General features: G+C 57.9%; 15 protein-coding genes and 1 pseudogene. 11 read left to right on the forward strand and 5 right to left on the reverse strand.

Annotated features, from left to right (window positions below; all coding sequences use genetic code 11):
* The first annotated feature begins 657 nt into the window (after positions 1-657).
* The 5 genes from BLR29_RS32205 (at position 658) to BLR29_RS28690 (ending at position 4,508) form a co-directional block, all read left to right on the forward strand.
* On the forward strand, positions 658-1,221 hold the full coding sequence (locus tag BLR29_RS32205; protein WP_143018555.1) for a hypothetical protein: 564 nt from the start codon (positions 658-660) through the stop codon (positions 1,219-1,221).
* Between the two features lie 467 nt (positions 1,222-1,688).
* Positions 1,689-2,528, forward strand: a complete 840-nt coding sequence (locus BLR29_RS28675; RefSeq protein ID WP_218132729.1) for an N-acyl homoserine lactonase family protein — start codon at positions 1,689-1,691, stop codon at positions 2,526-2,528.
* A 278-nt stretch (positions 2,529-2,806) separates the two neighbouring features.
* Complete coding sequence (locus BLR29_RS28680) at positions 2,807-3,373, forward strand: hypothetical protein (protein WP_255371486.1); 567 nt, start codon at positions 2,807-2,809, stop codon at positions 3,371-3,373.
* A gap of 164 nt (positions 3,374-3,537) precedes the next feature.
* Positions 3,538-3,912: a hypothetical protein gene (locus tag BLR29_RS28685; RefSeq protein WP_255371487.1), complete on the forward strand. Its 375-nt coding sequence runs from the start codon at positions 3,538-3,540 to the stop codon at positions 3,910-3,912.
* 173 nt (positions 3,913-4,085) lie between these two features.
* Complete coding sequence (locus BLR29_RS28690) at positions 4,086-4,508, forward strand: DoxX family protein (protein WP_092142461.1); 423 nt, start codon at positions 4,086-4,088, stop codon at positions 4,506-4,508.
* A gap of 592 nt (positions 4,509-5,100) precedes the next feature.
* On the opposite strand, the gene BLR29_RS33040 is transcribed toward BLR29_RS28690, so the two are convergent.
* The gene (locus tag BLR29_RS33040; RefSeq protein WP_255371488.1) at positions 5,101-5,190 is read right to left on the reverse strand and encodes a YgaP family membrane protein; all 90 of its coding nucleotides are present in this window, start codon (positions 5,188-5,190) and stop codon (positions 5,101-5,103) included.
* Positions 5,191-5,459: 269 nt separating this feature from the next.
* Here BLR29_RS33040 and BLR29_RS28700 point away from each other — a divergent pair, with 269 nt between their 5' ends.
* From BLR29_RS28700 to BLR29_RS28720, 5 genes and pseudogenes are all read left to right on the forward strand, one after another.
* The gene (locus tag BLR29_RS28700) at positions 5,460-6,284 is read left to right on the forward strand and encodes a polysaccharide deacetylase family protein (protein ID WP_369804731.1); all 825 of its coding nucleotides are present in this window, start codon (positions 5,460-5,462) and stop codon (positions 6,282-6,284) included.
* A gap of 279 nt (positions 6,285-6,563) precedes the next feature.
* Complete coding sequence (locus BLR29_RS28705) at positions 6,564-8,900, forward strand: exo-beta-N-acetylmuramidase NamZ domain-containing protein (RefSeq protein ID WP_092142467.1); 2,337 nt, start codon at positions 6,564-6,566, stop codon at positions 8,898-8,900.
* A gap of 254 nt (positions 8,901-9,154) precedes the next feature.
* Positions 9,155-9,799 carry a BON domain-containing protein gene (locus tag BLR29_RS28710; RefSeq protein WP_092142470.1) on the forward strand — a complete coding sequence of 215 codons (645 nt, stop codon included), beginning with the start codon at positions 9,155-9,157 and terminating at the stop codon, positions 9,797-9,799.
* A gap of 4 nt (positions 9,800-9,803) precedes the next feature.
* Positions 9,804-10,697: a universal stress protein gene (locus BLR29_RS33045; RefSeq protein WP_255371489.1), complete on the forward strand. Its 894-nt coding sequence runs from the start codon at positions 9,804-9,806 to the stop codon at positions 10,695-10,697.
* Between the two features lie 146 nt (positions 10,698-10,843).
* Positions 10,844-11,870, forward strand: a pseudogene (locus BLR29_RS28720) (ISL3 family transposase).
* A gap of 202 nt (positions 11,871-12,072) precedes the next feature.
* Here the strand turns inward: BLR29_RS28720 and BLR29_RS28725 are convergent.
* Positions 12,073-12,555, reverse strand: a complete 483-nt coding sequence (locus BLR29_RS28725) for a universal stress protein (RefSeq protein WP_092142473.1) — start codon at positions 12,553-12,555, stop codon at positions 12,073-12,075.
* 513 nt (positions 12,556-13,068) lie between these two features.
* Between BLR29_RS28725 and ppsA the strand changes: the two genes are divergently transcribed.
* A complete protein-coding gene (gene ppsA / locus BLR29_RS28730) occupies positions 13,069-15,474 on the forward strand; it encodes a phosphoenolpyruvate synthase (RefSeq protein ID WP_092142476.1) in 2,406 nt (801 codons plus the stop codon).
* Between the two features lie 168 nt (positions 15,475-15,642).
* On the opposite strand, the gene BLR29_RS28735 is transcribed toward ppsA, so the two are convergent.
* The 3 genes from BLR29_RS28735 to BLR29_RS32600 all read right to left on the reverse strand — a co-directional run bounded on the left by BLR29_RS28735 (position 15,643) and on the right by BLR29_RS32600 (position 19,060).
* Entirely contained in the window at positions 15,643-16,755 is a 1,113-nt protein-coding gene (locus tag BLR29_RS28735; RefSeq protein WP_092142479.1) for a PAS domain-containing sensor histidine kinase, read from the reverse strand.
* Positions 16,756-17,607: 852 nt separating this feature from the next.
* Entirely contained in the window at positions 17,608-18,867 is a 1,260-nt protein-coding gene (locus BLR29_RS28740; RefSeq protein WP_092142482.1) for a putative glycoside hydrolase, read from the reverse strand.
* A gap of 31 nt (positions 18,868-18,898) precedes the next feature.
* On the reverse strand, positions 18,899-19,060 hold the full coding sequence (locus BLR29_RS32600) for a hypothetical protein (RefSeq protein WP_176861088.1): 162 nt from the start codon (positions 19,058-19,060) through the stop codon (positions 18,899-18,901).
* Positions 19,061-19,163: the final 103 nt, after the last annotated feature.

Below are 19,163 nucleotides of genomic sequence, written 5' to 3' on the forward strand. Positions count from 1 at the left end.
ATTCGATGTTCTTCCGAAGTTCGCGTGCCGCGCACTCAAGCGATGTGCGGTGGTGAGTAGGCCAGAGGGATTTCGCCTCTAGCCTCTCGCAGAACCGTACGTGAGACTCTCGCCTCATACGGCTCCCATTATCCAACCTTCGTCCCAACGACACGCCAGTGTACGAACAATCGGGGGTAGACAGCCGCCATTTTGCGTAGCCGTTCAACACTACACCTTTTGTGCCGCGACAGTGTCTTGTACTTCCGTCGGGCCCATCGCTCGAGCTTCCGATCCACATATTGGAAGATCCCATGCATGGCCGTTCGAGGCCTTCTCCCATCTTTGATACAGCATCACAAGCTTTCGCTTGTGTTCGTGACACACCACAGAACTAGATTTTCATCCGCGAGCGCGAGAAAATTGCTCTACGATGATTATCGTAAAGACGTGTTAACCGAAGTGGCCAGATGCTCGCGTGGCGAGAAGATATGAGTTCGGGTTGGATTCCATGTGAATATCGCACCTGATGTTTCCCTGGTGATTCGGCCTAAGGCAAGAAATTCTATGATGAGAAAGTTTATAATTCGCATTCTCGGCGCGCAATAACGTCCGAGCTCGAATCCGGCGTGGAATGACACGCCATCTCCATGAACGAATACTTCAAAAAGTGTACATATGGGTGCCAATAATTTCCGGACTGCAGTTTTCGTAGCGATGATCTTGGCATCCTCGATTTGTACGGGCCAAGCATATCCTCATTATGAAACATTAGCAGAATTGGAGGGCTCCGCCGCAACTGGTCCTAAGCTAACTGCGAAGGTGTTGTCCGATGTTGCTCAATTCTGCTCATCATTCGATCGCACTCTCGAAATATTTGCCAGAAATTCTGTATTAATGTGGAATAATCGCCACGCCGAATATATTAAAACTTCGAACCACTATTGGAGGCGTCTAGAGAGCTCGGCAAAAAATGCTACTGATCCGGAGGAGCGTGAAGCTTTAGAATTATTCTTACATGATGACTATTTACGCGCAGTAAAATCCGCTTACTATATTACAGTCCAACCAATTCGAGAGGCAGTTAGTAAATACGGTGCTTCTATGGCTTTATCAAAGTGCAGGCAATATTTTGAGGATGTCGACCGAGGAATGTATGATATTAAGAACCGCGATCTCGAGTTGGCGTCATTTCTAGATTATGGCATACCTAGACCTCCACAAAGTCCTAAGGATAGATGAGGATATCTAGGGATGGCCTGGATGCTGCCGATATTGTCTTTCAACTGCGGCAGCGTCTCGTGTGGTGAGTATTTCGAATGCGCGTACGATGTTCTGTATTGTCTGACGCGAGTTTACGAAACCGATATTCTGTCCCAAAATCCAGGGAATGCCCCGGCGATCTAGCAGCAGCTGCGCTCACCTTCAAGACGGCGGTTTCCGGTCTGCGCGGTCATTTTCCATTAGCTTGAAGCGAATCGCCATTTGACTGTTTTGGGCGAGCTTGGCTCTTTTCCACTAGCCTCCCTGCCTCCGGCAGGCAGATTCGTGCGTCACGGCTTGATACCAATTAAATTGAACGATAAAGAGCGATTCGCGCTGTCACAATGTGCTGTCGGATTATTAATTGTTTTCTTGTCTCCCATTAAGGCCAGCCACACGGTCGTCTCGGCGGTCTTTCGCCCGCCGTCCGCCACGAGGAGTCAGTCGTGCGGATATTTTCGCGCTTTGCCAGATTTGTGCTCGATTCGCTTGTCATCTTGATCGCCGGGTGCAGTGGCATCTCCGCGCAGCGGACGACCCATGTGGAGCGTCTCTATATTCTTGACTGCGACGAAGGTGTCGCCAGTGATGCCTCGCGTTGGTCGCCGGGGGTAAATGTCGGCATCCCTGTGGAGTTCGTGGACCAGTGCTACCTGATCAAGCACACCCAGGGTTGGATTCTGTGGGACACGGGCGTAGACGACGCCGTCGCCATCCTGCCAGACGGAGCCGTTCCGACAGATCCGAAAGCCATGCACTGGCGTCGGCCGAAAACGTTGGCGAGCCAGTTGGGGCAGATTGGTGTCAAGCCGTCGGACATCAAATTTATTGCAATCTCCCACACCCACCCGGACCACATCGGCAATGTCGAGATGTTCCCGCAGGCAATGCTGCTGGTGCAGAAGGCCGAGTACGAATGGCCCGGCGCCTACAACGCGCCGCGCTTCAATCCCGGGCATCCGGTCACCAGGATCGAAGGGGACAAGGACGTGTTCGGTGACGGCAGCATCATGATCCTCTCGACACCAGGCCACACGCCTGGTCATCAGTCGCTGCTGGTCGAGTTACCGAAGACCGGGGCTATCGTCCTGTCGGGCGATGCCGTCCACTTCAAAAGCAACTGGGACAATCGACGGGTTCCTTCCATCAACTACAGCAAGGATACGACGCTGGGCTCGATGGAGCGCATCGCCGGTGTGCTAGCAGGAAAACATGCACAGCTCTGGATCAATCACGACAAGGCGCAGCGTGACACCCTGAAGATGGCGCCAGAGTATTACGAATAGGCAACTGTCGCGCCAATCGCGTCGGCGAACAATAATGCCATCTATGTGCGGTTGCCGTTGAGCTGGGTGGCACAACACGAGGGTGCGGGTGACACGATCGCAGAGCATGCGCGGTGGCGGCTTGGCTTGCGCTGCGAAACTACGGCTGACTCTTGAGGGGGTAGGACCAATTGACACCCGCTTTGCGCTACATCAATGGACAGCTGGGCATGCGACCTAGACTTCAACATAGGTGGAGATATGTTGCATGCCTCGTCCGCCAAGGCAGGAGGATTGTCATGACCGTGATACTGCAACCAGGGACGGACAGAGGCCTCCAGGTTTCGGTTAGGCATCATCGATCACTTGCCATGCGCGTTATCTGGGTGATGCGTAAAGCTGCCGCTGCGTTGGCTCTTGGTGCTGCTTCGCTTCCCAATGCGCAAACTCTTGTGACTCATCCAAAGCCGCCCGAAATCCACCAATCCGCTGGCGTCCGCTACGCCTCGGGCGGGATCGGGCGCGATGCCGTACGACAAATGCTGGCTATCGCGGGCCAATTCAATGTGCGGCTCAGCTTCCAAGAACCTTCGGGAGGCAGGCCCGTCTCCGCCGTCACGCTGATCCTGGCCAACGAGAAAGGCGATCGCCTGCTACGGGTGGTCTCGGACGGCCCTCTGGTTTACCTCAAGCTGCCTCATGGCCGCTATTACATGACGGTCATCTATCAAGACACCGAGCACGAGCAGTGGATTACGGCTGAAGCCAAGCCCCTGGATCTCACATTCCTTTTTAACCCGATCCACGAGGAACAAGACCGGCTGCAAGCAGACGCACCCACGCCCCAGTACCCCAGCCCGACATAAGGAACGCCCCACAGAAAAGGGCAGCGGCTGCGAGCTCGGCCATCCAAACGAACGCAAAACTGACACGTCTCATTGTGGAGCAATGGCCGGCCAGCCTATTCCATCTAGCCAAAATACCGGGAACTTTCGAATTCTATGGTCGTTTGCCACGAGTGGAGATTGCAATGGTGGGTGCAAAAATGAACATGGCTTCGCCGGCCCGTTCCACGCCGAGCGGCTTGATTGCCCTGCTGTTTCACCTGAGTCACGCAGCATCACAGGGCCAGCTCGATCCCGTTCTCGTGCGTGACCTTGGCAAGCGCCTCTACCCTGAGATTGGCTCTTTTAAGACGGATGGTGCTACGAGCCAGGTCGAGTTGAATGGGCTGGCTGAGGCAATGGACAAGTTCGAGGATACATTGCTGGCGGCGCGGAGCCACATGCTGCTATCGGCAATCCGGAGTGGAGTTGGGACCGAAAGTCGGCATCCTGAAACGGTTCGAGAGCCCGGCCACCATGAAGATGCCCCTCTACTCTCGGCCGGAGATTTGCTCTTGTGATCAAGCAAGGATCTTTCGCTCTCTAGCGGCGTAATCACTGCATGATGGAAAGAGGCTTCCGTGATTCTTCGGTGAGTGGCCCCTGGCCGCAACAGCATTGAAGACGCCGATCCGTTCAATCACTTGACTGAGGTGCAACGTCTGCTGGCGCTGTTCAATTACGGAGAAGTATCATGGCCACGACCACTATTTCGCTCGCACCCACGATCGTGTCACGCACGTACGCCGTCGGCCGCGCCCTTCTTGGCTCTCTTTTTCTATTTTCCGGTCTTCTGAAGATTGGTAGCTTCGCGGCCTATTCCTCATGGATTGCCAGTGCCGATCTACCCAGCCCGGACTTGCTGCTAGTGCTAACCATCGTGGTTGAAATTGGTGGTGGACTGACCTTGATATCCGGCTGGGGCGCGAGGACTGGCGCGCTGATTCTTGCACTATTCCTAGTACCCACGACCATCACCTTCCACGGTTTCTGGCGCGCCGATCCTGCAGATTTCCTCAATCAGCTCAATCACATTTTGAAAAATGTCTCAATCCTTGGCGGCATGCTAATTGTAGTCGCCATTGAGTCGTCACGCATGCAGGCAAGGACCTCATAGAGGAGTGGAAGCGCTCATTAATTGCATCGGATCGATCCAAAAAAATTCGCAAACGGTTTACCAAGCTCGGTAGGAGTCGGAATCTTCATTGCTGAGTAAAACGGGTTGGAAGGGATAAGGCCATGGCCCATTATCAGAGCCAACACCATGAGTTTGTTAAATATCGACAGGTCATTTATGAAATATGCCTCAGTACCATTAAGCCGAGCGAAGCTTCTTCGAACTCAGGAGAAGCGCCCGCCCGAACAACCCGGCGAGGCCCGCAAGACGACCCAGCCGGGTCAGACTGACCCGCAGAGCAAACAAGTTGCGGATCTGAGCGATGCCGCCAGTACCGACGCGCGCGAAAGGGCCCCGGAGGCGCTATGAAGATGCACCGTTGTCGCTGAGTGGCTCTGCATTTGCGATGCGCCTTGTGCAGGACAACCCTGCAGGTCTTCATTTGCACTTTCATGGCCTTCAGATGTGCCTTAAGCACTTCGCGGCGAACTTCGCCCAGCGCAACAGACAAACGACATGCATTGCCCATGATCGCCCGCTCGGCGCCGGAGACAGGATCGTCTTGAGCCGAGGTACCAGACCTATTTTGTCCTTAGGTACTTGTCGGCCGATGGGCACATGTGTTCCATCCGAACACGCGATACAGCGGGCAGAAGCCGATCGTGTCGGTCAGCAGCAGCACCAAGCCTCCACCCCATTACTCGACGACGCTACCCGCAGCCTGCACCACCATCAAAAGGCCAACTATCATGCGTAGCGTCGATCGCCATTGCCCTCGTTCCGTTCCATGATGTGTCCCGTGTCTAGTGCACACGATTAGCGATAGGTGGCCTGCCACCTTGCCGCCTGCCTTAGATCAAAGAAACGAAGACCCGCGTCGCATTGACTTGACGCAAAGAGTTGATACAAATCAACAGCCAGAATGAATGAGAGCACCTCGAAGAGGCTTTCATGCAACGATCTTCAACCGGATTAAGGCTCATTCTGGCTTCCGTCGCCATTGCACTTGGGCTGATCATCATGCTATTGGCAACAGCCAGCCAGGCCGATGAACAGCCATGCCACCCGGCCGTCCCGGTGCTTGTCTACCATCGATTCGCGACGACTGCTGACGATACTATGACCGTTCGTGTGGACAGTTTCGAGGCACACCTACGCACGATCGAACAAGCGGGCTTTCGAATTGTTCCGCTGGCCGATGTCCTAGCGTGGCATCGCGGTGGACAGAATGTGTTGCCCGAGCGCTCCGTGTCTATCTCGATCGACGATGGACACCGATCCGTGTACGAGGTCCTTCGCCCTTTGTTGCGCGCCAGGCAATCGCCGATTCCCATCACGCTTTTCATTTATCCTTCAGCCATTTCGAATGCATCATACGCGCTGACGTGGGACCAATTGAGAATCATGAGGCAGGATGGATTCTTCACAATCGAGTCCCATACGTACTGGCATCCAAACTTTCACACGGAACGCGCACAACACGATGCTCCCGATTACCGGGCGTTCGTTCGGGACCAGTTAGAGCGTGCGAGAGCCCGTATCCAATCGGAAACTGGCTCTCCCGCCACGCTTCTTGCGTGGCCGTTCGGCATCCACGATGCCGAGTTAGAGGTGTGGGCAGTTCAAGCCGGACACGCCGCGGCCTTCACGATCGATGCGCGCCCCGTTACACGGGCGGAGTACGTGATGGCGCTACCGCGCTACCTGATTACGGATCGATGCGGCGAAGAATGCATCCGGGAGATTCTGCGTCGTGCGGAGCGGCAAGATGACTAGATGGCCTCGTCCATACCCGGTTCCGCACCCGCGCTTGGATCGTCGTGTTCAATGAGGATCCGTTTGCATGGCAATCGAAGCGCTTGGTGCGGCGTCGACTACATTGACCCGATGCATCATCGATGGAATTTCATGTGGGGACGTTCGGGATACGGCCGGCCAACGGAACATCTCGCCGAATTTCTCGTCGGGTCGCATGCAGGGATCAAACGGCGTACATACCCTCCCCGGCATACGTCTTCGCCCGTGGCATAACTGCGCGTTTGACCGACGCAAATCATGACGAATCGCCTGGCCGCTGCAGCTCTTCTGTTCGCCGCCTGCCTTGGAGTCGGCATTGCAGCACCGCTGCCGCAGCAAGTGGCGCGCACACTCGACGCCGTTATTGACGCAGAAATCGCGGATTCCCATATAACAGGCGCTGTAGTGCTGATCGGTGACGCCGACGGCGTGCTGTATCGCCAGGCGGCTGGAGACCGGGTATCCGGTCCGCGGGCGGAGCCAATGACCGTTGATACGGAATTCGACCTGGCATCGCTGACAAAAGCAGTGGCTACCACAACCGCCGTGCTCCAGTTGGCAGAGCGTGGCAAACTTTCCCTGGATCAGGCGGCCAGTAACTACTGGCCAGCGTTCGGGCAGCATGGCAAGCAACGTATCACACTGCGCCAATTGCTCACCCACACTTCGGGGCTCCCAGCAGGCGTCTCATCCAGCCGTGCGCTACGCAACAGGGCATCAGTGCTGCAGGACATCGTTACGATGGCGCCGCACCCGGATGCAGGGCAACGGGTTGTCTATAGCGATATCAATTTCGTCGTCCTTGGCGAGATTGTCCAGCGTATTACCGGTATGGCGCTGGATGCCTGGTGCGACGCGAATATCTTTGTGCCGCTGGGTATGCATCACAGCAGCTTCCACCCGGCCGCTTCCGACACTGCACCGACGACCCAGCGCGACGGGTGGCCGGTCAGAGGACGTGTGCACGATCCGATTTCCGCAGCACTTGGCGGCGTGTCCGGAAATGCCGGGTTGTTTTCGAATGCAGACGATCTCGCCCGCTACGCCCGGATGCTGTTGAATGATGGGGTGACGTTTGACGGCGGGGCACGCATTCTCGCGCATGAGAGCCTGAGCCTCTTGTTCACCCCGTCCACACTGGATGCCGTCGGCCCCTTGCGCTCCATAGGCTGGAGCATCGAACCGCCTTTCATTGCGAACCGATACAGGACAATACGCGCTGGCGCCATTGCGCATCTCGGCTACACCGGGACAGGCCTCTGGGTCGACCTCGTGACACGGCGCTTCGCCGTGATCCTGACGAGCCGGCTCTACCCCGGACGGGAGGGAGACGCGTCGACGCTTCGGGCGAACATCCTGGGCGCGCTGGCGAGTGCGTCGGCGCCAATGACCGCTAGCGAAATCGCAGCAGCGGCGCCAACCATGGCCGCTGCGATCGAATGGGGCTCTCGACTACCTCTATCCCGTGGCCCTGTTGAAACCGGCATTGATGTGCTTGAAGCGTTGCAGTTCGCGCCCATCGCCGGCCGTCGCGTTGCACTGATTACAAACCGTAGCGGCTTCGACAGAGCAGGCCAGCGCACAATCGATGTTATGGCCAGTGCACCTGGCGTCAAGCTTGTGCGGATTTTTGCGCCGGAACACGGCCTGGACACCGATTTGGACACACGTTTCGGCGATACGCAAGACAGCCGCACCCGCCTGCCGGTACGTAGCCTCTACACCGGTGAATGGGGCATCCCGCAGGGCGACCTCGCTGACGTCGATGCGCTGGTGTTCGATATCCAGGATGCCGGCGTACGTTTTTTCACGTACGTGGCGATCCTCGGGCAGGCATTGGAGTCGGCTGCATTCGCACACATCCCAATTTTCGTGCTCGACCGCCCCAATCCATTGGGTGGTCGCAACATCGGCGGTCCCGTCTCCGATTCTGGCCCAGCGGCGCTGACGGCATATCACCCGTTGGCACTCACCCATGGCATGACCGTTGGCGAGCTTGCACGAATGTTCAACACCGAACGCCGTCTCGGCGCTGACCTTACCGTCGTGCGTATGCGCCAATACGAAAGGGGCATGTCGTTGTCCGCTACTGGCCTCGGATGGGTACCACCTTCGCCTAATCTGCGCGATACGGAGGCGTTAGCCTGGTATCCCGACCTCGGCCTGGTGGAGGGCGCAGCCGTCAGCGTGGGACGTGGAACGCCTACCCCTTTTGCGCTCATTGGTGCCCCGTGGATACGACCCGAGCTACTTGCGACGCGGTTGGCGCGGGAATATCCCGTCGTGACCTACACACCCGTCCGATTTGTGCCCACCGAAGGGCCTTACGCAGGGTTGCTGTGCTCGGGGATTCGACTGACAAGCGCTGGCGACAATGTCGTCCGAAAGCCAGGGCAACTCGGTCTCGCACTAGCCATGGTGCTACAGGGCATCGACCCTGCCCGGTTCCGTCTGGGGACGCTTCGTGTGTCAATCGGCTCCGATATCATCTGGCAAATGCTCAAGAACAAACGTCCGCTGTCTGAAGTCTTCGCCGTGGTGGACGAACAGGTGGCGGCCTTTGAGCATCGAAGGTCCGCCTATCTGATCTATTGATCTGTGGTTCGGACTCTACTTGGAATGCCTTGTCGCCCTCCTGCATTATTCCTGCGACACATTCCTGCATGCCCGTTCAACGCCTATTCTGTCCGGTCTTGACTGCATCGCAGCATTGAAAGGCGACGATTACGGCGGCTCCTCCTGCCGCGGCTTGTGCCATGTCAAAGGCAAGATCCTGAGTTCTCCTAGATTTTAAGGTAGACGGACATCGCGCACTTCGCGGTGGCGCCTTCACCAACCAGGAGCAGAGGATGAAAACAGACATCGAACTCAAAAAGCTAATCAACGACGAGCTGGAGTGGGACCCAAGGGTCGTCGCTCCCGGCATTGGCGTGGAAGTCCACCAGGGTGTGGTTACGTTGTCGGGACACGTCAGCACCTACTCCGAAAAGCTTGCCGTAGAAAAAGCGGCCGAACGGGTCAGCGGCGTCAAGGGCGTCGTGGTCAAGTTGGAAGTCCGGCAGGACGGCAGCCATGGCGACGAAGCCGTGGCGCTGGCCGCTCGCAATGCACTGCAATGGTACGTCCACGTCCCTGCAGACGATCTCCAAGTGGAAATCGAAAAGGGATGGATTACTTTGCGTGGCAATGTGCAATGGGGATTTCAGCGGCGAGCGGCCGAAAGCGCGGTCAGCCATATCCGCGGGGTTGTAGGCGTCCTCAACCTCATTCGGGTTATACCGAAAATCGTCCCGGAGGCGATCGAAGGCAAGATCGAATCCGCGTTGCGTCGCCGGGCTGAACGCGGAGCGCACCACATTTCGATCAAGGCAGACGCTGGCGTTGTAACGCTGGAAGGTACTGTCGATTCGCTGGCAGAGCGCCGTGCCGCGGCGGGGGCCGCCTGGTCTGCGCCTGGTGTTAGCGAAGTCATCAATAACCTTCGGATTCGGTAGAGGCATGCGAGAGACCGCAACCACGATCGACGATCGCATGCGTGCCTGCGCGTATCTTTTCTGGTTCGAGTCATATCTCGGGGCGCCGGTGTTTCCCTTGTCTGATGGCCTCGTGCCCCTGGATGCCGCTTTGCGCCAGAGGTACATCGCGCATCAGTCTCGTTGCCAAGCGCGGTGGCTCGCCCGCGCCCGACGTCTGGGCGGTAGCGCCGACGCCTTCCGGAGCGCGTGCGTCGCTGTGCGGGCCTCCCTGTTCGGTTGTCACGACATCCTTATGCATATTCGTGGGCTGGCAAGCGCCATCTCGGAACCGGCCCTTCAACCCATCACCACACGCCTGGATATGGACATCGGCCCCTCCTTCCCAAAGACTCTAGACAAAAAGCCTTCAATGCCCCGCAAAATCCTTGTTGCAGTCGACAACAGCCGCTGTGCTTCACGCGCCTTAGACGAAGCCGTGCGGGAAGCTGCATTGCGCCACGCACATCTAGAAATCCTACATGTTGTCAATTACAGCTTCCTGAAGAATCAGGAGAATCCCTTCGAACTCGCCGCGATACGCCGCCAACATGTGACGGAAGCCAACGCGCTGCTGCAAGAAGCTGCAGGGCGGGCGCAAGCCGCTCAAATCGAGCACTCCGAGCAATTGGTTGACAACATGGCGACCCTCGGTGACGTGGCCGATCGCATTGTTCAATATGCGCGTGACTCGCGCCCGGATCTGGTCGTCGCAGGCACACATGGCCACACTGGCCTATCACGCGCGGTATTGGGAAGCGTTGCCGAAAAACTGGTACGCCACTGCCCTGCACCGGTACTCGTCATCCGCGAGGACATGGCCGAGAGTGGTGACGCGGGTATCCCCGATCTCCCACAGACTGAGGTTGTGAGCAAATAGGGAATGCAAGAAGATAAGCGCATAAAGGTCAATGGCCCGGTCATGGTCTGCACCCGCAATAAAGATTGGTTCTTCGGAGAATTCCGGGGACTGAATTGCCACATTCCGTATCCTAATGGCCGTTAAGACGGCTGTTGAGGAACGGAATGCTGGATCGGAAGACGCTGCAGGCGTTGGGCTGCTGGGATCGCTACAAGCTCGATCGGGTGGTATGGCCTGAGGGGAGAGCCGTACGCTGGCGCTTTACCTGAAGCCAGTCAGCAAGGTCATGTACTGCGAGGAATGCGGATCGAAGTGCCGACAGGTCCATGAGACGGTGGTGCGGCGCGTGCGCGATCTTCCGCTGTTCGAGTACCGGGTGGTGCTCCATGTCCCCCGCAGGCGCGTATGGTGCGATCAATGCGGCGGGCCGCGACTCGAGCGGCTCGAATGGCTGGGACGTTACCAGCGTGTCACAGCCCGGCTGGCGCAGGCCTGTGGGCAGTTGCTGCGTCACTGCACGGTGCAGGCCGTGGCGGCTTTCTTTGATCTGGGCTGGCATACCGTCAAGTCGATCGACAAGGCGCGGCAGAGCGCATCGAGGCCGTTGCCATCGACATGACGACCGCCTATGAACTGGAGATCCGCGAGCATTGCCCGCAGGCTGAGGTGGTCTTTGACCTCTTCCACGTCGTGGCTAAGTACGGGCGCGAGGTGATCGACCGGGTCCGAGTAGACCAGGCCAACCGCCTGCGGGACGACCGTCCGGCCAGGCGGATACTCAAGTCCACGCGCTGGCTGCTACTGCGCAACAAGGAGAACCTGAGCGACGCTCAGGCCGTGCATCTGAACGAGGTGCTGCAGGCCAATCAGCCGTTGCTGACGGTCTACGTCCTGAGAGACGAGCTCAAGCGGCTGTGGTTCTATCGCCGCCCCGGATGGGCGCAGAAGGCGTGGGAGCATTGGTGTGAACAGGCAAGCCAGAGCCGGATTCCTGCTCTCGAGTTGTTCGCCCAGCGCCTGAAAGCCTATTGGCACGGCATCATCGCCCGCTGCCGGCATCCGCTGAACACGAGTGTTGTTGAGGGCATCAACAACACCATCAAGGTCATCAAGCGCCGGGCCTACGGCTATCGTGACGAGGAGTACTTCTTCCTGAAGATCAAGGCGGCCTTCCCCGGAATTCCTCGTTGAACCTAAAGATTGCCGTACCTGTCCGACCGTTGTCGATCGATACGAATGCTCCACACAAAGGGCACAGGCGTCCTCCAAGACGACAGGAAAGAGATAGCGGCGACCTCGCTGCGGTACATTGTGCGTTAGTTTGGTCGGACTCTGCCGAGACGGGGCCGGCAGCACAGTACGATCGTGTGCGGCCCCGGGGATTCAATCGATTTCATGACGGCACAGCGCGAGCGATACGTTGGGAATCGTCATCACTTCGAACTAACAGCACGGGCACCATACATCGCGCAAGCACTTCCTGGCTGACGCTGCCCATGATGAGTCGCTGCGTGCCGCGCCGACCGCGCGTTCCCATTACGATCAAGTCGGCATTTGCTCTGCGTGCCTCTCCAAGCAAAGTGTCTGCCACGCTTCCTGCCTTGGCCGGCCGAGGTACGAGCATTGTGCCGTGGGAAACGCCCTGGCTTCCGAGAAATGCGCTGGCATCAGCCAGCACGCGCTGGCCGTAGGCGACCGCCCTACGCAGGAATTCGTCGCGATCAATAGACGCTTCATCGAGCAAGGCGTCGCTGTCATCAACAACGTAGACGAGGAGTACATGCGCATGGCAGGCGGTCGCAAGCACTGCCGCCTCGAGCAGTGCCCGATGTGCGCAACGACTGCCATCTACTGCGGCCAGGATAGTTTCGATCATGGCTCATCTCCAGCATTAGCGGATATACCCGTCTGGCTAAAGGCTAGCCCGTGGCTACGCGCCTGATTTGACCCATCGCAAGCCGGCGAAAATCTGCGTCGGGGTACGCACGATCGCACCGCTGGTGCCCGCGCATTGATCGTGGTCAACCGCCATCGCGGTCTGCCCGTTGCCGCAGCCGCCGTTTGGCCATTCTCCAGAGAAGATAACTACAAGGGTCTCGTTCACCTGCTGTGTGCAGACAGCCCATGTGGAGTGCCCAACATTGCGCCCGCCTTATCTCGCCGTGTCTCGGGCCGATGCCGCGCTTAGTGTGAAGGGCTGCCACTGGGGCCCCGCCCCGCTGCGGATTGCGTTCGATCAAGACGCAGCGCCGTTTCACGCCTAGTGTGAATCAGTCAGCCGTTAGCAAGCGCTGTTCTACGCTCTGATAATTTCCTAGGCACTACGCATTGCAGCGGAATCGTGGTTTTGCTTAAGTGTCGGTACAACTCCACCAGGAAGGAGCAGCACATGTCGACCGAACATACACAGATCATCTGGTTCGACGAACTAAGGCGGGCCGACGTTCCTCGCGTCGGTGGAAAAAATGCATCACTGGGGGAGATGGTGGCCAATCTGGCGTCCGCAGGCGTCAAGATTCCACCGGGGTTCGCGCTCACCGCGGAAGCATATTGGCGATTTATCGAAGCAAATGGCCTACAGGAGACCTTCTCCAGAACGCTTAGCGAACTTGCTGACGGCAAAGTTACCCTCTCCGAGGCCGGAACTGCCATTCGTCAGGTTATCCTCCGCGGCGAATGGCCGAGGGAGACAGCTGATGCGATCAGTCTGGCCTACGCAGAGCTGAACCGCCGGACAGGACAATTCGACATCGACGTTGCAGTCCGATCAAGTGCGACTGCAGAAGACTTGCCGGATGCAAGTTTTGCCGGCCAACAGGAGACCTTTCTTAATATTCGCGGAGATCGTTCGCTCCTTGACGCTTGCCGTCGTTGCTACGCCTCGCTTTTCACCGACCGCGCGATCAGCTATAGGCAGGCGAAGGGTTTCGACCATATGAAGGTCGCGTTGTCCGTTGGGGTCCAACGCATGGTCCGATCCGACCTGAGCGGCGCCGGTGTGATGTTCTCGATTGACACTGAAACCGGCTTTGACAAGGTGGCCCTAGTTAGCGCTGCCTGGGGCCTCGGCGAAAGCGTTGTGCAGGGGACGGTCGAACCGGACGAATACGAAGTCTTTAAGCCACTTCTGTCCGATTCGTCTCTCAAGCCAATCATCGGGAAGAAGCTCGGCAACAAGAGCCGCAAGATGATCTACACGAACGATCGCAATGCTCCGACCAAATATGTCCCGACGTCGAAGGTGGAACGAACATCCTTCGTGCTGGGCGATGAGGAGATTCTTTCCTTGGCGCGCTGGGCCCGCACGATTGAAGAGCATTATGGCCAACCCATGGACATCGAGTGGGCGAAGGACGGCGAGAGCGGGGAGATGTTCATCGTTCAGGCCCGACCGGAGACCGTTCAGTCGCGGCGCGAGGCGATTGCGGTGAAAACCTATCGCATAAAAAAGTCCGGCCGCAAGTTGGCATCGGGCGTGAGTATCGGCGATGCCGTCGCGGCGGGTGTAGTTTGCATCATCGAAGACCCGGGGGAGATGGGACGCTTCGTCGACGGTGCCATCCTGGTGACCCAGTCGACTGACCCCGACTGGGTTCCCCTCATGCGGCGTGCAGCTGCCATTGTCACCAACCACGGCGGTCGGACCTCTCACGCAGCCATTGTGAGCCGCGAGCTCGGCCTTCCGGCAATCGTCGGTACGGGAAATGCGACTCATCTTCTGCACGATGAGCAAGAGATTACTGTGTCATGCGCGGAAGGTCGCGAGGGTTTTGTCTACGAAGGCACCGCCGACTATGAAGTCGAGGATATCGACTTTGCCAGTATCCCGGCAACGCACACAAAAGTCATGCTGAACCTGGCGAACCCCGCAGCAGCGTTCCGCTGGTGGCGGATCCCTGCCGATGGCGTCGGGCTGGCGCGGATGGAGTTCGTGATCAGCAATCACATCAAGATCCATCCGATGGCACTGATCCACTACGACACGCTCAAGGATAAAAAAGCGAGGCAAATGATTGCCGGCCTGACTGATGGGTACGAGAACAAGACGGAATATTTTGTCGACCGTCTCGCGCGCGGACTCGGGCGGATCGCTGCCGTTCAGTATCCACATCCGGTAGTCGTCCGCATGAGCGACTTCAAGACCAACGAGTACGCGCATCTGATCGGCGGCAAGGAATTCGAGCCCCGAGAGGAGAATCCGATGCTTGGCTTCCGAGGAGCGTCGCGATACTACTCTCCCCGATATCGAAACGGCTTCACGCTGGAATGCCAGGCGATTATCCGCTTGCGCAAGGAGATGGGGTTTACCAATGTAATCGTCATGATTCCGTTCTGCCGCTCCGCAAAGGAGGCGGACCGCGTTCTTGAGGTCATGGCGGAGAGTGGCCTTGTGCGCGGGGACGCCGGCCTGAACGTGTATGTCATGTGCGAGATTCCGTCAAACGTGATCCTGGCGTCAGAATTTGCCAAACGCTTCGATGGCTTCTCGATCGGCAGTAACGACCTGACTCAACTCACGCTTGGCGTGGACCGTGATTCGGCAGAACTTGCGGAATTGTTCGACGAGCAGGACGACGCCGTCAAATGGATGATTCGAAGCGTTATCGCAGAGGCACACAAAGCCGGAGCCGAAGTTGGCTTATGCGGCCAGGCGCCGAGCGACCACCCGGAGTTCGCTGGATTCCTCGTCGAGAGCGGCATTGATTCGATGTCTGTGAGTCCCGACAGCTTTATCGCGGTCAAGCGCCATGTTGCTGCTGCCGAGAAAGCGAAGACAAGAGCCTCGTGCGTATGAGCGCCTAAAGCAAGCGAGCGAAGACATCCACGTACCCGTCGCGACTGCCCCGGGACGGAACGCAGAAGCCCACCTAGGATCGGAATGAGCACAACAAGAATCGGCGTCAGGGTAACGGAGCTCGCCCCGTCCACTGCCGTCGGCACAAAGCCATGTGACCAGTAAATATCACGTGCACGTCGAGTTCTCCACCAGGATTTTCGATAGCGGTACCTTTACTGCGATGGTCACGCCGTCGCCGGACTTGCTATAGATAGATAGAGTACCGCCCAGTTGCAGGATACGTTCGCGCATGCCAAGCAGACCAAAGGAATCAGGTCTCCGCTTCGCATCCTCGGGAAGGCCGACACCGTCGTCATGAATGCGTAGGTACATGTACCGTTCATCGACTAGCAGCCTCACACTTACCTCACTCGCCTTGGCATGGCGCGCTACATTTGTCAGCGCTTCCTGCGTCACACGATAGAGGGAAATAGCGGCCAAATCAGTCAGGTGCAATGCATCAGTATTGACGGCGCACTTCACTGGAATCCCGTAACGTTGCTCGAACCCTTCGGCCATCCATTCGAGCGCAGCCCCCAACCCAAGGTCGTCAAGGATTGGCGGGCGAAGGTCTGCGGCAATGCGCCGCAATGACGCGACTATCGCGTCGATTTGCCCGCCTAACTCGTTGATGGAGGTGAGACGTTCGCGAATTGCCTCTGGAACATGTTGAATAAGTTCCATTTCGTGGACTGCGAGCGTCAATTTCAAAGACGTGAGGGATTGGCCCAAATCATCGTGCAATTCCTGGGCGATGCGCTTCTGCTCATTCTCCCGCGCTTGCTGCACGTGTGCAGACGCCGCGGCGGCCCGTTCAAGTTCCTCTAACCTGCGCCGCTGGCTTAAGTCCCTTGTGATCTTCGCGAATCCAAGCAGGGTACCGGCTTCGTCATGAACAGCAGTGATGACAACGTTTGCCCAAAACCGGCTTCCGTCTTTACGCACGCGCCACCCTTCGTCTTCCACACGATCGTTCAACGCAGCGTCTTCAAGTAGGTGATCGGGCTTTCCAATTGCGACGTCCTCTGGCGTATAAAAAATCGAGAAGTGACGCCCAATTATCTCCTCCGGAGCGTATCCTTTGCTTCGCTGCGCTCCGGGATTCCAACTCGCCACATTTCCCGAGGTGTCCAGCATGAAGATGGCGTAATCCTGCACTGCATCGATTAACAGTCTGTAGCGGTGGTCGAGTTCGATTTCGCTCAAATTCACGGAGAGACTAGAGCTTCTTTGCGCCATGGCGGCCTCGAAGGCATCCGAACAGGACTCGAGTATGGGGAGCGAACAGGCAAGAATGATTTGTCCATCAGCCTGAAGCTTGGTTTTGTTCTACCGAAAAGATGTTAGAAGAATACACTTGCCAATCCAATTCCCCCAGTGGGACAGAAGGATGACTCCTACGATCACCATCGCGCTGTCAGCACACCTTCTTTCAACGTCAGTGCGCTGAAAGCCCCGTCCTTACGCTCAACTGCGGCGCGGATGGGCCGTCGGACAATAGGAGAAAGCCTTTTTCTTGAACGCGCCACAATTTGGCGCCCGCACCTTCGCCACAAGCAGGCCTGTCACCCACTCCAATCGACTGGCCGCTGGCGTAGACAGGGCCTGCGGTGGCAGGTCTGCGGTCAGAAACGCGCCCTGATCCCGCGAGCGTAGCTACCACTATTCGCGAGCACCGCTCACGGACAATGCTTAACGAAACATCGCACCATTCAATGGCAAGCCGCAGAGCTCATGTAGTTCGGCCACACACGGTGTCAATGGGCACGCCAAGCAGCTTGCCGGCGCATCGAGAGCGAGGGGGTACCCGTTCTGCCGGCTACATGACTGCCGTTATGACGGCCTTCTTCACCGACGCCAAATCAAAGACTATATCGGTCAGAATGGGTTCAGGCGCATCTTAAAAGAGAAGCCGATCTCGGGCGGCACAGTAGTGATGGGCTTGGCATCGCCGACTAGCACAACTGTGCTCAGCACGCGGCCGTTTGGGATCTCCTGAGTAATCCTCATATCGATGTGCGCAGCGGGCGGCGACAACATCTCAGGCGCTAGCACGGGCCCGGGCAAGCATGCCAATGAAATGGCCCAGCCTTAACGCGGCAAAGTGTCCGGATCGTAGCGGTTCCTGGGGTTCCATAGCATCCAACCATTCGTGCCGGCTGCGTCGGCGGCATCGACTTGCTGGCGAATCTCGTCGGCATCGAAGTCGCGATGGTCAAATGCATAGTCGCGGAACGCCTGCAGCCACGGTCGAAAGCGCACCCCAGACAAGCCGGTACGGCGCTTGGCTTCGGCCAGAGAGCGCGCCACGATCTCGCCCGGGTGTTCGGTAGGCCGCCGGCAGCCGGGGAGACCCCAGGTGAAGCCCGATGGGTACAGCATCGGTGAGATGTAGTCCACGGAGACGTCAAACGTCTCGATCTGCTGCCCGATGGCGGTGTCATCAAGATTCCAGCAAACGTAGCCGAAGATATCCGCTGCCAGAAACACGTTGTAGGGGCGCAGCCGGTGTCGGGCTGCCGCTAGGAACCCGGTGATGGCCGCAACCCGGTTCGCGCGAGTATTGGGCTGGCTGAACACTAGGCCGCCGGTATCGGGAAAACGAAGATAGTCAAATTGGATCTCATCAAAGCCTAGGCGCGCGGCTTCTTCGGCGAGGTCGAGGTTATGCGCCCAAGCCTCCTTGATGGTGGGATCGATCCAGCGAAGCTCCTCACGGTCTTGCCAGATATTACCCGTCGCGTCTCGCACTGCCCATTCCGGGTGAGACAGTGCCAGCGGATCGTCCTTGAACACCACGATGCGGGCGATGAGGTACAAACCTCGGGCGTGTAACGTCCCCAGAAGCGACGCAAGGTCGCCCACGCGCGGCACAGGCCCCGGCGCATGGGCCTCGGCACCGCTCACTGAGCGTGCCTTGCTCGGATGGGGTGTCTGTCCCCGGTCGCCCTTTATGTCGATTACCAACGCATTGATCGAGGTCCTCCCCTGCAACGTGAGCGCACCTTCGCGCAGCGTCCTGTCCGCAAGGCCATAGACGGACAGGTACACCGCCTTGGGCCGCAATTGCGCTAATGATACTTTGTGCATCTCTCCCGCTTCCAGCACCGACTGCGCACGGGCATAGCCAGGTGCGCGGACGCCAATGGAGATGCCAGTAAGATCAGGCAGCGAAATACGGGCACCCCCATCCATCGCGGTGAGTTGAACGACCTCCCCGGCGGTGACAGTGGCGCCGGGAACGGGACGGCCACTGGCCGCGTCCGTTACCATTACCGTTACGACCGAGCCAGCGTTGGTACCACTCAAAGTCGCCAGATACAGCAGGAACGCTAGCAGGAGCTGGGGCATAGTTAATGCCCTGCTTCCTGTATAAGCCCCGTCATGCAGGCCCTGCCGCAGTGCCCGGTGATTCAGGTATCGAAGCAGAGCCTCGCCGTTGGTGCCGGTGGAGCGGCTCCGGATCGATGATGAAAGCAGTAGCATTATTTTCTTCCTCGGCAATCGCCTCGAGCATGCGCAACTGCAACTGATTCCAGGTCATGGCATAGCCCGCGTTGGAGGGGCCCGCCCCTTGGGGCTTCAATGGTCACCCCACATTTCCTGATTGACACTCAACGTCGGACACGATGCGGTCGAAGTGACAG

This window comes from Cupriavidus sp. YR651, from assembly GCF_900101625.1.
Taxonomy (GTDB): domain Bacteria; phylum Pseudomonadota; class Gammaproteobacteria; order Burkholderiales; family Burkholderiaceae; genus Cupriavidus.

What these genes read in the sequence shown, in the direction of transcription:
- BLR29_RS32205 (WP_143018555.1), top strand. Translation starts at nt 658, where the DNA reads ATGGGTGCCAATAATTTCCGGACTGCAGTTTTCGTAGCGATGATCTTG.
- BLR29_RS28680 (WP_255371486.1), top strand. Translation starts at nt 2,807, where the DNA reads ATGACCGTGATACTGCAACCAGGGACGGACAGAGGCCTCCAGGTTTCG.
- BLR29_RS28685 (WP_255371487.1), top strand. Translation starts at nt 3,538, where the DNA reads ATGGTGGGTGCAAAAATGAACATGGCTTCGCCGGCCCGTTCCACGCCG.
- BLR29_RS28690 (WP_092142461.1), top strand. Translation starts at nt 4,086, where the DNA reads ATGGCCACGACCACTATTTCGCTCGCACCCACGATCGTGTCACGCACG.
- BLR29_RS28700 (WP_369804731.1), top strand. Translation starts at nt 5,460, where the DNA reads ATGCAACGATCTTCAACCGGATTAAGGCTCATTCTGGCTTCCGTCGCC.
- BLR29_RS28705 (WP_092142467.1), top strand. Translation starts at nt 6,564, where the DNA reads ATGACGAATCGCCTGGCCGCTGCAGCTCTTCTGTTCGCCGCCTGCCTT.
- BLR29_RS28710 (WP_092142470.1), top strand. Translation starts at nt 9,155, where the DNA reads ATGAAAACAGACATCGAACTCAAAAAGCTAATCAACGACGAGCTGGAG.
- BLR29_RS33045 (WP_255371489.1), top strand. Translation starts at nt 9,804, where the DNA reads ATGCGAGAGACCGCAACCACGATCGACGATCGCATGCGTGCCTGCGCG.
- BLR29_RS28725 (WP_092142473.1), bottom strand. Translation starts at nt 12,555, where the DNA reads ATGATCGAAACTATCCTGGCCGCAGTAGATGGCAGTCGTTGCGCACAT.
- ppsA (WP_092142476.1), top strand. Translation starts at nt 13,069, where the DNA reads ATGTCGACCGAACATACACAGATCATCTGGTTCGACGAACTAAGGCGG.
- BLR29_RS28735 (WP_092142479.1), bottom strand. Translation starts at nt 16,755, where the DNA reads ATGGCGCAAAGAAGCTCTAGTCTCTCCGTGAATTTGAGCGAAATCGAA.
- BLR29_RS28740 (WP_092142482.1), bottom strand. Translation starts at nt 18,867, where the DNA reads ATGCCCCAGCTCCTGCTAGCGTTCCTGCTGTATCTGGCGACTTTGAGT.
- BLR29_RS32600 (WP_176861088.1), bottom strand. Translation starts at nt 19,060, where the DNA reads ATGACCTGGAATCAGTTGCAGTTGCGCATGCTCGAGGCGATTGCCGAG.